Annotated in this window: 15 protein-coding genes; 10 read left to right on the top strand and 5 right to left on the bottom strand. The window is 72.4% G+C overall.

Features of this window, described 5'->3' with window-relative positions:
* Window positions 1–66: 66 nt before the first annotated feature.
* A complete protein-coding gene (locus tag AB0J93_RS00780; RefSeq protein WP_363917654.1) occupies window positions 67–840 on the bottom strand; it encodes an enoyl-CoA hydratase-related protein in 774 nt (257 codons plus the stop codon).
* Window positions 841–1,033: 193 nt separating this feature from the next.
* Here AB0J93_RS00780 and AB0J93_RS00775 point away from each other — a divergent pair, with 193 nt between their 5' ends.
* From AB0J93_RS00775 to AB0J93_RS00765, 3 genes are read left to right on the top strand one after another with little or no spacing between them, the layout of a single operon-like run.
* Complete coding sequence (locus tag AB0J93_RS00775; RefSeq protein ID WP_363917652.1) at window positions 1,034–1,510, top strand: DUF6232 family protein; 477 nt, start codon at window positions 1,034–1,036, stop codon at window positions 1,508–1,510.
* A 48-nt stretch (window positions 1,511–1,558) separates the two neighbouring features.
* Entirely contained in the window at window positions 1,559–2,038 is a 480-nt protein-coding gene (locus tag AB0J93_RS00770) for a DUF6232 family protein (RefSeq protein ID WP_363916772.1), read from the top strand.
* Between the two features lie 47 nt (window positions 2,039–2,085).
* Entirely contained in the window at window positions 2,086–2,757 is a 672-nt protein-coding gene (locus tag AB0J93_RS00765; protein ID WP_363916770.1) for a hypothetical protein, read from the top strand.
* Window positions 2,758–2,805: 48 nt separating this feature from the next.
* Here AB0J93_RS00765 and AB0J93_RS00760 read toward each other — a convergent pair whose 3' ends face one another.
* On the bottom strand, window positions 2,806–3,264 hold the full coding sequence (locus AB0J93_RS00760; protein ID WP_363916768.1) for a rhodanese-like domain-containing protein: 459 nt from the start codon (window positions 3,262–3,264) through the stop codon (window positions 2,806–2,808).
* A gap of 71 nt (window positions 3,265–3,335) precedes the next feature.
* Here AB0J93_RS00760 and AB0J93_RS00755 point away from each other — a divergent pair, with 71 nt between their 5' ends.
* Window positions 3,336–4,355 carry a helix-turn-helix domain-containing protein gene (locus AB0J93_RS00755; protein WP_363916766.1) on the top strand — a complete coding sequence of 340 codons (1,020 nt, stop codon included), beginning with the start codon at window positions 3,336–3,338 and terminating at the stop codon, window positions 4,353–4,355.
* Window positions 4,356–4,360: 5 nt separating this feature from the next.
* Here the strand turns inward: AB0J93_RS00755 and AB0J93_RS00750 are convergent, their stop codons facing one another.
* Window positions 4,361–5,260 carry a ribokinase gene (locus AB0J93_RS00750; protein WP_363916764.1) on the bottom strand — a complete coding sequence of 300 codons (900 nt, stop codon included), beginning with the start codon at window positions 5,258–5,260 and terminating at the stop codon, window positions 4,361–4,363.
* Between the two features lie 30 nt (window positions 5,261–5,290).
* Window positions 5,291–6,133 (bottom strand): ABC transporter ATP-binding protein, encoded by an 843-nt coding sequence (locus AB0J93_RS00745; protein ID WP_363916762.1) that lies wholly within the window; start codon window positions 6,131–6,133, stop codon window positions 5,291–5,293.
* 102 nt (window positions 6,134–6,235) lie between these two features.
* Between AB0J93_RS00745 and AB0J93_RS00740 the strand changes: the two genes are divergently transcribed.
* Together AB0J93_RS00740 and AB0J93_RS00735 are read left to right on the top strand one after the other, a co-directional pair.
* Window positions 6,236–7,249, top strand: a complete 1,014-nt coding sequence (locus tag AB0J93_RS00740) for an ATP-binding cassette domain-containing protein (RefSeq protein WP_363916760.1) — start codon at window positions 6,236–6,238, stop codon at window positions 7,247–7,249.
* Window positions 7,246–8,259: an ABC transporter permease gene (locus AB0J93_RS00735; RefSeq protein WP_363916758.1), complete on the top strand. Its 1,014-nt coding sequence runs from the start codon at window positions 7,246–7,248 to the stop codon at window positions 8,257–8,259. The genes AB0J93_RS00740 and AB0J93_RS00735 overlap by 4 nt, the downstream gene beginning before the upstream one ends.
* A gap of 102 nt (window positions 8,260–8,361) precedes the next feature.
* On the opposite strand, the gene AB0J93_RS00730 is transcribed toward AB0J93_RS00735, so the two are convergent.
* Window positions 8,362–9,537: an ROK family transcriptional regulator gene (locus AB0J93_RS00730; RefSeq protein WP_363916756.1), complete on the bottom strand. Its 1,176-nt coding sequence runs from the start codon at window positions 9,535–9,537 to the stop codon at window positions 8,362–8,364.
* Between the two features lie 167 nt (window positions 9,538–9,704).
* Here AB0J93_RS00730 and AB0J93_RS00725 point away from each other — a divergent pair, with 167 nt between their 5' ends.
* From AB0J93_RS00725 to AB0J93_RS00710, 4 genes are all read left to right on the top strand, one after another.
* Entirely contained in the window at window positions 9,705–11,156 is a 1,452-nt protein-coding gene (locus tag AB0J93_RS00725) for a glycoside hydrolase family 3 N-terminal domain-containing protein (RefSeq protein ID WP_363916754.1), read from the top strand.
* An 83-nt stretch (window positions 11,157–11,239) separates the two neighbouring features.
* Window positions 11,240–11,743, top strand: a complete 504-nt coding sequence (locus AB0J93_RS00720; protein ID WP_363916752.1) for a hypothetical protein — start codon at window positions 11,240–11,242, stop codon at window positions 11,741–11,743.
* Window positions 11,740–12,234 carry a DCC1-like thiol-disulfide oxidoreductase family protein gene (locus tag AB0J93_RS00715; protein WP_363916750.1) on the top strand — a complete coding sequence of 165 codons (495 nt, stop codon included), beginning with the start codon at window positions 11,740–11,742 and terminating at the stop codon, window positions 12,232–12,234. Before AB0J93_RS00720 ends, AB0J93_RS00715 begins: the two co-directional genes overlap by 4 nt.
* Complete coding sequence (locus tag AB0J93_RS00710) at window positions 12,197–12,895, top strand: TetR family transcriptional regulator (protein ID WP_363916748.1); 699 nt, start codon at window positions 12,197–12,199, stop codon at window positions 12,893–12,895. The genes AB0J93_RS00715 and AB0J93_RS00710 overlap by 38 nt, the downstream gene beginning before the upstream one ends.
* The last annotated feature ends 23 nt before the right edge of the window (window positions 12,896–12,918 follow it).

The following is a 12,918-nucleotide window of genomic DNA, read 5'->3' as shown; positions in this document are numbered from 1 at the left end:
CTCGTCGCCTGACCGGAGTCACACGCTACTGGCCGGTAGAAGGAATGTGAACCATTCTCGGCACGCTCAGCGTCCGGTGAAGTCCGGCTTCCGCTTCGCCACGAAGGCCGCCATTCCCTCACGCCTGTCGTCGGTGGCGAACAGCGCCGCGAAGAGCTGGCTCTCCCAGGCCAGCCCCGAGTTCAGATCCATGTCCAGGCCACCGTCGACGGCCAGCTTCGCCGCCCGCAGCGCCTGCACCGGACCGGTGAGATACGGCCGCACCATCGCCACCGCGGTGTCGTACACCTCGGCCGCCGGGGCGATCCGGTCGGCCAGGCCGATCCGCAGCGCCTCCTGCGCGTCCACCATCCGACCCGACATGATCAGATCCTTGGCGCGGGCCGGCCCGACCAGCCGGGCAAGCCGCTGGGTACCCCCGGCGCCGGGGATGATGCCGAGCTTGATCTCGGGCTGGCCGAGCTTGGCGTCCTCGGCCACCACCCGCCAGTCGCAGGCCAGCGCCAGTTCGCAGCCGCCGCCGAGGGCGTAGCCGGTGATCGCGGCGACGACGGGCTTGGGGATCCGGGCGATCGCGCCGAGCGCGCTCGACAGGTCGGCGGCCCGCCCCGCCATGTCCACGTAGGACATGTCCGCCATCTCCTTGATGTCCGCGCCGGCCGCGAAGACCTTCTCGCCGCCGTACACGATGACCGCGCGGACGCCGTCGGCGGCGGTCGCGGCGGTCGCGGCGGCGCGCAACTCCTCCTGCACCTGGGTGTTGAGGGCGTTCATCGGCGGCCGCTCCAGCCGGATGGTGCCGATGCCGTCCCGGGTCTCCAGCCGCACGAACTCGCCCACGCTGAGCCTCACTTCCTCGTCGAAGTCGCGTGCCAACCTTACGACCCGGCTCGTTGGGGTAAGTAGTCTGGTGCCAGCCCCGTCAGTCGGGAGTCGCACGATGAACCCTGGTCAGCCCGAGCCGCGCGGTGGCCGCGCCGCGACGCCGGCCGCCCACCCGCGTGCGGCACCCGGGCAGGCCGACAGGCGTTCCGTGGTCACCTACTACGACGACCGGTTGGTGCGGGTCACCTCAGCCGCGGTGACCGTCGAAGGCCGGGTCTACCCGCTTGCCGAGATCACCGAGATCTGGCACCACCACGGCACCCGCTCCTGGCGGGTGCTGGCCGGGCGCGGCGCCATCGGTGCCGCGATGGTCGCCCCGCTGGTGGCCGCCGCCGCCGGAGTCGCGCTGGCCGTCTGGTTGGACCGCTCGGCGACCGTCACGATCGCGATCATCGGGGCCTCCGTGCTGGTCGGGCTGGCGGTCGGGCCGGTCGCCGACTTCCTCTTCGAGCACCTCGACCGTTCCTACGCCCGGGGCAGCCGGCAGCGGGAGATCTGGATCCGCTGGCGCGGCCGCCCGGTGCAATTGCTCCGCACACCGGACGCGCTGCGCTTCGGGCAGATCTACCGGGCCGTGCAACGGGCCATGGAGGTCGGCCGACCGATACCACCCCGTCGACGCTGAGCGCCCATCTGACTACGAAAGGTTGCCCGGTGGTGCTTAGGCTTAGTGATGGCGCTCTATTACCGGGACGACGCGGTACAGGTGACCTCCGAGGCGATCCGGGCCGGTGGGCACGTCATCCCGATCACCGAGGTCACCTACGTCTGGCATGCGAAAGGGCGCACCACCCTCGCCGTACGCGGTCGGGTCATCGGTCGGGGCGTCCTGGTCCTGCTGCTGTCCCTGCCCCCACTGGTAGGGCTGATCTGTGTGCTCTCGCTGGCCTGGTCCGCGCAGGACCGGGGCGAGTGGCTGCCGGCGCTGATCGTGCTCGCCGCGTGCGTCATCGTCCCACTCGCCCTGGTCCCGTTCCTGGAGATACCCCTGGGCTGGCTGGACCGCTCCTATGAACGCGGCAACCGGGTGCTGGAACTGTGGGTGCAGTACCGGCGGCAGGAGGTGCTGGTGCTGCGCACGCCGGACGCGCTGCGGTTCGGTCAGATCTACCGGGCGGTGCAGCGCGCCGTCGAGCAGCAGAGCGATCGTTGAAACCCGTCGTCGGGCGGTGGTGGCCCGCCCGACGCACACTTGATCCCATGGCACTCCCCCTTCCCCGGCCGACCGCGGTTCTCGGTCTCACCCGTTCCGCCCTCGACCAGGCCGCGTCCTTCGCCGCCATCCCGTCCCGCGCGTTCGCGGTGCTCGACGAGGTGGAGGCGCTGCTCGCCCGGATCAACGGCGTGGTGGACCGGGTCGAGCAGACCCTGGACCGGACCGACCAGATGGTCACCGACGCCGAGGTGGCGGTCCGTGAGGTCGCGGTGATCAGTGCCGCCGCCACCGCCGCCGTGGACAATGCCACCGAGGTGGCCGCAGCGGCGGCCGTCGTCGTGGAGTCGGCGCGGTCGGTGGCCGGGCGGGCCGCCGAGACCGTGGGTACGGCGGCGGAGGCTGCCGCCACCGCGGCGGAACTGCTGAAGGCGTACGAGCCGGCGCTGCGACGGGCCGCCCCGATGGCCAACCACTTCGTCGAGCAGCTCAGCCACGAGGAGGTGACCGCGGCGGTCCGGCTGGTCGACGAGTTGCCGAAGCTGCGGCAGCACCTCACCGCCGACATCCTGCCGATCCTGGCCACCCTGGACCGGGTCGGCCCGGACCTGCACGACCTGCTCGACGTCACCCGGGACCTCAAACTCGCGGTGGCGGGCATCCCCGGCCTGTCGATGCTGCGCAGGCGGGGCGAGAAGCTCAACGACGACGCCGGCTGACCACCCGGCCCGTGATGGTCGGTCCGCGCCCCGCTTGACGGGCGGCGGTCAGCAGTCGCAGGCGACGGCGGTTCGTGGGGCGGTCAGGTCGTCCACCGGCCGGTGGGTGAGTCCCGTGGCGGTCACCACGGGCAGGCCCTCCCGGACCCAGTACTCGTAGCCGCCGCGCATCTCCTTGACCGGGTAGCCGAGCCGGGCGAACTCCAACGCGGCCCGGGTGGCGCCGTCACAGCCAGGCCCCCAGCAGTAGGTGACCACGCGCGCGCCGGGCGGCACCGCCCCGGCGGCCCGCTCGGCGATCAGTTCGGTGGGCAGGTGCACGGCGCCGGGCAGGTGGCCCTGCGCCCAGGCCGCGTCGCCGCGCGAATCGACCACGACCAGGTCCGGCACGACCGCGCTGAGGTCGGCGTGCACGTCGGCCACGTCGGTCTCGAAGCGCAGTCGGTCCAGGAAATGGGCGACGGCGGTGGACGGTTCGGCAGCCGGTACGGCGAAGGCTCGGGTCATGTCTTCGATGGTCGGCCGCGGCCGAGCGGTGGGCCAGTGGCGGTAACGCCGTACTCCGCTAACATCCGGCCATGGATCCGGTCGACCGTAGCGTGGCCGTGCTCGCGTACCCCGGGATGTCGGGTTTCGAGACCGGGATCGTCACGGAGGTCTTCGGGCTTCCCCGGCCGGAACTCGACGTGCCCTGGTACGACCTGCGGCTCTGCGCCGAGCGACCGGGCCCCGTTCCGCTGCTCGGCGGTGCCAGCCTGCACAGCCCGTACGGCCTCGACGTGCTGGCCGCCGCCGCGACCGTCATCGTCCCCGGCGTGCCCGACGTGCACGGGACACCGTCGCCGGAACTGGTCGCGGCCCTACGCCTGGCGCACCGAGCCGGTGCCCGGCTGCTGTCCATCTGTTCGGGCGCCTTCGCGCTGGCCGGTGCCGGGCTGCTCGACGGTCGGCGGGCCGCCACCCACTGGCGGTACGCGGACCTGCTGGCCCGCCGGTACCCGCGGGTCACGGTCGACGCCGACGTGCTGTACCTCGACGACGGCGACATCCTCACCAGTGCCGGCAGTGCCGCCGGCCTCGACCTGTGCGTGCACGTCGTGCGACGTGACCACGGCTCGGTCGTGGCCAACGCGGTGGCCCGCCGGCTGGTCATTCCGCCGCACCGTGACGGCGGCCAGGCGCAGTTCATCGAGGCACCGGTGACGGTGGACCCGGACGACGACCGGATCGCCAGCAGCATCGACTGGGCGCTGGCGCACCTGGCGGAGCCGCTCACCGTGGCCCGGTTGGCCCGGCAGGCCCACATGTCGACCCGCACCTATCTACGGCATTTCGCGAGAGCCACCGGGACCAGCCCCATCCGGTGGCTGGTCGAGCAACGGGTCCGGGCCAGCCTGGCGCTGCTGGAGGCCACCGACGCGCCGGTCGGGCAGATCGCGACGGCCGTCGGCTTCGACGCCCCGGTCACCTACCGTCACCACTTCACCCGGGCGATGCGGACCTCACCGTCGGCGTACCGCCGCGCGTTCCGGACCGGCGTCGACGCCGTTCCGGGTGCCCGGCGGGTGGGCCGGCACGACCCGACCGAGCGACGCTGATCCGGTCAGGACGCGGGTACGTACAGCTGGTCGATCTCGACCCGGTGCGGCAGGGAGACGCTGGCACCGAGCCGGCGTACGCAGGCGGCACCGGCGGCCGAGGCCCAGCGCACCGCGTCCACCAGGTCACGTCCCTCGCCCCAGGCCACCGCGAACGCACCGGTGAAGGCGTCACCGGCAGCCGTCGAGTCGACCGTGTCCACCTTGACCGCCGGCACGTGCACCGCCGTGCCGTCCCGGTCGCCGTACCAGGCACCCTCCGCGCCGAGGGTCAACACCGCCCGGGGCACCAGGTCGAGTAGTGCGTGCGGATCCTCCCGGCCCCGCCCGGTGTACGCCTGCGCCTCGTTCTCGTTGACGACCAGCACGTCCACGGCGGCGAGCAGCTCCGGCGGGAGCGGCACGGCCGGTGCCGCGTTGAGCACCACCCGGGTACCGGCGGCTTGGGCCGCCACCGCCGCTTCGGTCACCGTCTCCACCGGGATCTCCAGCTGCGCGACCAGCACGTCGGCGTCGCGTACGGTGGCGAGTTCGGTCTCGGTCAGGTCGGTCAACGACGTGTTCGCCCCCGGCGTCACCAGGATCGCGTTCTCGCCCTCGGCGTTGACCATGACCAGGGCCACCCCGGATGCGCCGTAGGTGGTGCGCAACTGGCTGGTGTCGACCCCGGCGGCGGTGATCCGGGCCCGCAGGGTCACGCCGAAGGCGTCCGAGCCGATCGCGCCGAGGAAGACGCAGGCGGCACCGGCTCTCGCGGCGGCGATGGCCTGGTTGGCTCCCTTGCCGCCGGGCACGGTGACGAAGTCGGTGCCGAGCCGGGTCTCCCCCGGCCGGGGCAGCGCCTCCGCGGTGGCGACCAGGTCCATGTTGGCGCTGCCCACCACCACGACGCGGGTCTGTCGCACGGGCACCTCCCGGTTCGCGCGGGCGTCGCCTCAGGCGGCGCGGGCGGTGTAGCGGTCGCCGTTGCGCTCGACGAGCAGCGGCAGCCCGAAGGTCTTGGTGAGGTTGTCGGCGGTGAGGGTGTCCTGGAGCAGGCCCTGCGCCCTCACGGCACCGTCGCGCAGCAGCAACGCGTGGGTGAAACCCGGGGGAATCTCCTCGACGTGGTGGGTGACCAGGACCAACGCCGGAGCGTCCGGATCCTGCGCCAGGTCGGCGAGGCGGGCGACCAGGTCCTCCCGGCCGCCCAGGTCCAGCCCGGCCGCCGGCTCGTCGAGCAGCAGCAGTTCCGGGTCGGTCATCAGCGCCCGGGCGATCTGCGTCCGCTTGCGCTCCCCCTCCGACAACGTGCCGTACGCCCGGTCGGCCAACGCGCTGACGCCAAGTTGGTCAAGCAACGCCCGGGCGCGGGCCTCGTCGGCCGGGTCGTAGCTCTCCCGCCACCGGCCGACCACCGACCAGGCGGCGGTCATCACCACGTCGACGACCCGCTCCTGGGCGGGCAACCGCTCGGCCAGCGCGGCGGTGGACAGGCCGATCCGGGTACGCAACTCCATCACGTCGGTGCGGCCGATCCGCTCGCCCAGCACGTGGGCGGTGCCGGTGGTCGGGTGCAGTCGTCCGGAGGCGAGGTTGAGCAGGGTGGTCTTGCCCGCGCCGTTGGGCCCCAGCACCACCCAGCGTTCGTCCAGCTCCACCCGCCAGTCGACGTCGTGCAGCAGGGCGGTGCCGGACCGGCGTACGGCGACGCCGTCGAGGCTGACCACCAGATCCGCGTCCACGGGCGAGGGGGCGGGTGCGGCGCCGGCGGCGCCAGGGATCAGGTCACCAGTCACCAGCCCATCCAACCACGCACCGCCGAGGTGCCCCCACGGGCGGGCGTCGCCGCCGTAGGGTGAGGCGCCGTGTCGTTGTTCACCCCATCCGGAGGATCGCCCATGACCAGTGGGGTCATCGAGATCGAAGGTCTCCGGAAGACCTTCCACAGCCTGCGTCGCGGGCGACGGATCGCGGTCGACGGCTTCGACCTGCTGGTCGAGGCCGGTCAGGTGCACGGCTTCCTCGGGCCGAACGGTTCGGGCAAGACGACCACCCTGCGTGCGTTGCTCGGGTTGGTACGCGCCGACGACGGACGGATGCGGGTGCTCGGCGCCAACGCGCCGGAGCAGTTGCCGCAGGTCGCCGGCCGGGTCGGGGCGATCGTGGAGAGTCCGCAGTTCTACGGCAACTTCACCGGGTACCGGACGCTGCGGCTGCTCGCCCTTGCCGGCGGCGTACCGGTCGCCCGAGTGGACGAGGTGCTGGAGCAGGTCGGGCTGGCCGACCGGGGCGACGAGCGGGTGAAGGGCTACTCGCTGGGCATGAAGCAGCGACTGGCGGTGGCCTCGGCGCTGCTCAAGCGACCCGAGCTGCTGATACTTGACGAGCCGGCGAACGGGCTCGACCCGGCGGGCATCCGGGAGATGCGGGATCTCGTGCGGGCGCTGGCGGCCAACGGCGTGACGGTGCTGCTCTCCAGCCACATCCTGGCCGAGATCCAGCTGATCTGCGACCACGTCACGATCATCTCGCACGGCCGGCGGGTGACGGCCGGCCCGGTGGCGGAGGTGCTCGCCGGCTTCGACCACAACGAGCATCTGGTCCGCGCCGACGACCTGGGCCGGGCCGAGGAGCTGCTGCTGGCTGCCGGGCTGGCCGTCACCGGGCACGCCGACCATCTGGTGGTCAGCGGGGTGCCGGATCCGACCGTGGTCAGCCGGACGCTGGGCGAGCAGGGGGTCTGGGTACGCGAGCTGACGCCGCTGCGGCCGGATCTGGAGAGCGTCTTCCTGGAGCTGACCGGCACCCCCGCCCACCCCGCTGTTCCTCGGCAGGTGGACGGCTCGGCACCGCCGGGCAGTCCGGCCGCCGACCAGGAGATCGACCTCGGGATGCGGGGAGTGGACGCATGAACCTGATCCGTGCCGAGGTGGAGCGGCTCGGTGCCCGCCGCTTCGTACAGCTGATGATCGTCCTGCTGATGCTGGCGTTCGGGGTGACCGCGGCGACCACGCTGGCCGGGTCGCACCAACCCTCCGCCGTCGAGCTGGCCGAGGCGCAGCGGCAGGCCACCGCCAACCTGCGCGGCATGGAGTTGCAGCACGAGCGGTGCCTGGCCCGGGAGCGGGGCGAATCGCTCCCCGGCGACGAGAGTTTCTACCTGCCGCCGGACTGCTCCGAGCTGGATCCGGCGCTGCGGGACCGGTTGCCGGTGGCCGCCGACTTCCTTACCGGGGTGTTCACCTTCACCCGGCAGGCCGAGCCGCTGCTCTACTTCCTGGTGGCGTACCTGGTGCTCTTCGGGTTTCTGGTCGGCGCCTCGTACATCGGTGCCGACTTGAACTCCGGCGGAGTGGTAAACCTGCTGCTGTGGCGACCACGCCGGCTGACCGTGCTCGGGGCCAAGCTCGGCACGCTGCTCGGTGCGGTGCTCACGGTGTCGGTGCTCGCCACCCTCGCCTATCTCGTCACCTTCTGGGTCATCGCCCAGGTCGCCGGCTATCCCGGGCCGACAAACGTGGCCTTCTGGGCCGAGTTGGGCGCGATCTGGGGTCGCGGGTTGACGCTGGTGCTGCTCGCGGCGGCGACCGGCTTCGCCATCGCGACGATGGGGCGGCACACCGCGGCGGCGCTCGGCGCGGTGGCCGCGTACCTGGTGGTGTGGGAGCTCGGTGGGCGGATCGTGTTGCAGATCCTCGAGGTGGCCCGACCCGATCAGCTCATGCTCGCCAGCTACGTCGGCGCGTGGCTGGCCGGAGAGGTCCGCTTCTGGGACAGTACGGCCTGCCGGACCGTCACCGACGGCTACTGCGACGGCAGCTACACCCTCACCTGGCAGCCCGCCCTGGCGGTGCTCCTGCTGCTCACCGCCGGCCTCGCCGCCTCCGCCTTCGCCCTCTTCCGCCGCCGCGACCTGATCTGACCGGCTCGCCCCAACCCCCCAAGTTGATCATGAAGTTGTTGTCACAGGCAAGCGCTTCCCGGACCAACAACTTCATGATCAACGGCGAAAAGGCGGGCTTGGTCAGGTGATGGTGGAGTCGAAGACCTCGTCGCGGACGGCGTCCAGTGCGGTGCGCAGGGCGCCGTGCAGGATCGGCTCCTCGGTCAGGCCGGTGGGCACCACCCGGGGGCGCACCAGGGTGATCGCGGCGACCTCGTGCTGCACCCGCTCGGCCAGGGCCGCCCCGCCGGCCTGCCCCACCTCCCCGGCGAGCACCACGAGCGGCGGATCCAGCACCACGCAGGTGCTTGCCACGCCGAGAGCGAGCCGGCGGGCCACCTCGTCGAGCATCGGCCCACCCGAGGTGCCGTCGGCGATCGCGGCCCGGACCGCGTCGGCGGCGGCAGCGTCCGGGTAGCCGTGCTCCCGGGCCAGGCCGCGGATCGCGTCGGCGCCGGCCAACTGCTGGAAGGCCGGCTTCGCCCGCCGCGACACGTCGCGCGGGATGGGTGCGCCGGGCACCGGCAGGTAGCCGATCTCACCGGCCGCACCACTGCTGCCGTGATGCAGCCGCCCACCCAACATGATCGCCAGACCGACGCCGGCACCGACCCAGACCAGGACGAAGTCCGCCAGGCCCTGGGCCGCCCCGGACTGCGCCTCGGCCACCGCGGCCAGGTTGACGTCGTTCTCGAAGACGACCGGCGTGTCCAGGTCGTCCCGCAACGCAGCGAGCAGACCACGATGCCAGCGGGGCAGGTTGTACGCGAAGGTGATGTCGCCGGTGCCCGGATCGACCAGGCCGGGGGTGCCGAGCACGATCCGGCGTACGCTCGACAGCTGCGCCCCGGCGCTGCCGGCCACCCGGACCACCGCGTTGTGCACCACGCCGACCGGGTCATCGGTGTCCTGGGTGGACTGCTCGACCCGGCCGATGACCGCACCGGTGATGTCGGCGCAGGCGGCCACCACCCGCTCCGGGCCCACGTCGACACCGACCACGTGAGCGCTGCCGGGTCGTACGGCGTAGAGCTGGGCGTTCGGCCCTCGCCCGCCGGCCTGCTCGCCGACGCGGGTGACCAGCCCGCGCTCCTCCAGCCGCTCCACCAGTTGCGAGGCGGTGACCTTGGACAGGCCGGTCAGCTCGCCGATCCGGGCCCGGGTCAGTGGCCCCTGCTCCAGCAGCAGTTCCAGCGCCGCGCGGTCGTTCAGGGCCCGCAACAGACGTGGGGTGCCGGGCAGCCGGGTCGCACTCATGCCATCTGTCCTCAAGTATTAGTAAACTTTGCTAACCTTTAAGCTTTTAAGTAACTGTAGACCGACAGGCGAACGGGTAAGCCGTAGCGTATCGGCCACGCGGGAACGCGACCCTCCGCCGACCCGGTACGAGATCCGCGCCAGCCGGCAGCGAGAGGAGAGCACGCGTGGGGTTGGATCCAGGACTGCGCCGGCTGGCGCTGGGCACCCTGCTGGCCGCGTACCCGGGGCCGGTGCCGCCCGAGTGGGCCGTCGACCTGGTCGCCGCCGGGCTCGCCGGGCACACCCTGTTCGGCAGCAACGTCCACGACGCGGTGCAGGTGTCGGCCAGCACGGCGGCGCTGCGCAGCGGCCGGCCCGACGTACTGATCGCCATCGACGAGGAGGGCGGCGACGTCACCCGGCTGGCGCACGCCACCGGTAGCCCGTACCCGGGCAACGCCGCGCTCGGCGCGATCGGCGACGTGGCGCTCACCCGCCAGGTCTACCAGGCCATCGGCGCCGAGTTGGCCAGCCTGGGCATCACCCTCGATCTGGCGCCCACGGTCGATGTGAACACCGCGGACGACAACCCGATCATCGGCACCCGGTCCTTCGGCGCCGACCCGGAAAGCGTCGCCGCACACGCCGCCGCCGCGACCACCGGGCTCCAGGCCGCCGGGGTGGCGGCCTGCGCCAAGCACTTCCCCGGCCACGGGGCGACCGTGGCGGACTCCCACCACGAACTGCCCACCGTGGACGTCGCGCCCGACCTGCTGCGGCAGCGGGATCTGCCCCCGTTCGCCGCGGTGGTCGCCGCCGGGGCGAAGGCGGTGATGACCGCACACATCCGGGTACCCGCGCTGACCGGGGACGGACCCGCCACGTTCAGCCGGGCCGTACTTGTGGACCTGCTGCGCCACGAGTACGGCTTCGACGGTGTCATCGTCACCGACGCGCTGGAGATGAAGGGCGCGGCCCTGGCCGCCGGAGGCATCGCCCCCGGGGCGGTACGCGCCCTCGCCGCCGGTGCCGACCTGCTCTGCATCGGTGCCAAGGTCGACGCCGACCTGGTCGAGCGGGTCGTCGCCGAGATCGTGGCCGCGCTCGGCGACGGCCGGCTGGAGCGGACCCGCGTCGAACAGGCCGCCGGCCGCGCTGCGGATCTCGCCGCCTGGACCCGGACCACCGACCGCACCACCGCCACCCCCACCGACCTCGGGTACGCGGCGGCCCGCCGAGCCGTGCGGGTGGAGGGCGTGCTGACCGGGCTGGACCGGTCGCTCGTGGTGCACCTGCACGCCAACTCCACCATCGCCGAGGGCCGGGTGCCGTGGGGACTCGGCCCGCACCTCGACGCCACCGAGCAGATCCGGGTGGTCGCCGCCGAGACGGACCCGGCCGATCTGCGCCGACGCGCCGGCGACCGGCCGATCGTCCTGGTCGTCCGCCACCTGCACCGGCTGGCCGGCGGCCCGGAACTGGCCAGTGCGCTGGCCGCCGCACATCCGGTGGCCGTGGTGGAGATGGGCTGGCCGGCCACCTGGCGCCCCGACGCCGTGCGGGCCTTCGTCACCACGTACGGCGCGAGCCACGCCAACGGCCGGGCCGCCGCCGAGGTACTCGGCCTGGCCCGCTGAGCCACTCCTCCATCTTGAACGCGTTCAACTTCTGCCGTACGCTGACGTCCATCAAGTTGAACGCGTTCAAGATTGGGCGACACATGGACACCAAGGTCTGGATGTACCTGGCCTACCTGACGATCAGCATCGGTCTGACCGTCTGGGTGGCGCGGGCGCTCACTCGCAACGGAATGGTCTTCCTCGACGAGGTGTTCGCCGACGAACGCCTCGCACGGGCGGTGAACAACCTGCTCGTGGTCGGCTTCTACCTGCTCAACCTCGGCTACGTCACGGTGGCGATGCAGCACTCCGAGCCCGTCGGCTCGACAAGCGTCGCGATGGAGGAACTCTCGTTGAAGATCGGGCTGGTGCTGCTCGTGCTCGGCGCGCTGCACTTCTTCAACGTCTTCGCCCTGGGCCGGTACCGGCGGAACCGGCTGCGCCAGCTCGCCACCCATCCGCCCCTGGCTCCGGTCGGTCGGCTCCCGATGCAGCACGCCTATCCACCGGTGCCGCCCGGGCCGGGCATGCCTGGGCAGGGTGTTCCGCCGGCCCCGCCTGGCCAGGCCAACCCGCAGGCCCCGCCCGCGCCGCCGGCCCGATGACAACGCCGGGCCGGGGCGGGATGGAGGGACTGCCGGATGCCACCGCGCACGGGGGCGGTGGCATCCGCAGCCTCACCGTTCTCTACGACGCACACTGCCCACTGTGCCGGGCCGCGCGCGGCTGGCTGGCGTCGCGTCCACAGCTCGTACCGCTGGAGTTCGTGCCAGCCGGTTCGGCGGCTGCCCGGCTGCGCTTCCCGAGCCTGGACCACGACGCCACGCTGCGCGACCTCACGGTGATCGCCGACACCGGCGAGGTGTACGCGGGCGACGGCGCCTGGTTCGCGTGCCTGTGGGCGCTGGCCGACCACCGGGAGACGGCCCAGCGCCTCGCCCGCCCCCACCTGCTGCCACTGGCCCGGCGGGTGGTGTCCGCCGCGTCCGCGGTGCGCGAACGGGTCCGCGAACCGTCGCCGGAACCGATCGACGGTGCGACGGGATACGGTGACCGGAATGACCGACCAGACTGTGCCGACGACCGCTGCGGGTGAGGCGGCGACCGCCCGGGGCGAGCAGACGCGGCAGCTGATCCTGGAGACCGCGATGCGGTTGTTCCGCGAACGTGGTTACGCCCGCACCACCATGCGCGCCATCGCGACGGAGGCCGGCGTCGCGGTCGGCAACGCCTACTACTACTTCCAGTCGAAGGAACACCTGATCCAGGAGTTCTACGCCCGGACGCAGAAGGAGCACCGGGCGGCGGCACAGCCGGTGCTCGATCGCGAATCCGACTTCGCCGCCCGGCTGGGCGGAGTGCTGCACGCGGGCATCGACGTGCTGACCCCGTCACACGAGTTCGCGGCAAGCTTCTTCAAGACCGCCGCGGAACCCACCTCGCCGCTGAGCCCCTTCTCCGCGGAGTCCTCCGGGCCCCGCGAGGCGGCCATCGGCCTCTACGCCGACGTGCTGACCGGCTCCACCGCCAAGGTCGACGCGGAGTTGCGCCCCCAACTGCCCGAGCTGCTCTGGCTCGCCTACATGGGGGTGGTGCTCTTCTGGGTCTACGACCGTTCACCGGGACAGACCCGGACCCGGCAACTGATCGACGGCGCGGTGCCGCTTGTCGACCGACTGGTGAAGCTGTCGCGACTGCGCGTCCTGCGGCCAGTGACGCAACAGGTCGTCAGCCTGATTAGCACCCTGCGTCACTGACCGAGACGAGCGGGGGAGCTGTT

This window comes from Micromonospora sp. NPDC049374, from assembly GCF_040677165.1.
Classification (GTDB): Bacteria; Actinomycetota; Actinomycetes; order Mycobacteriales; family Micromonosporaceae; genus Micromonospora.
This window is presented reverse-complemented; position numbering and strand designations above follow the sequence as displayed.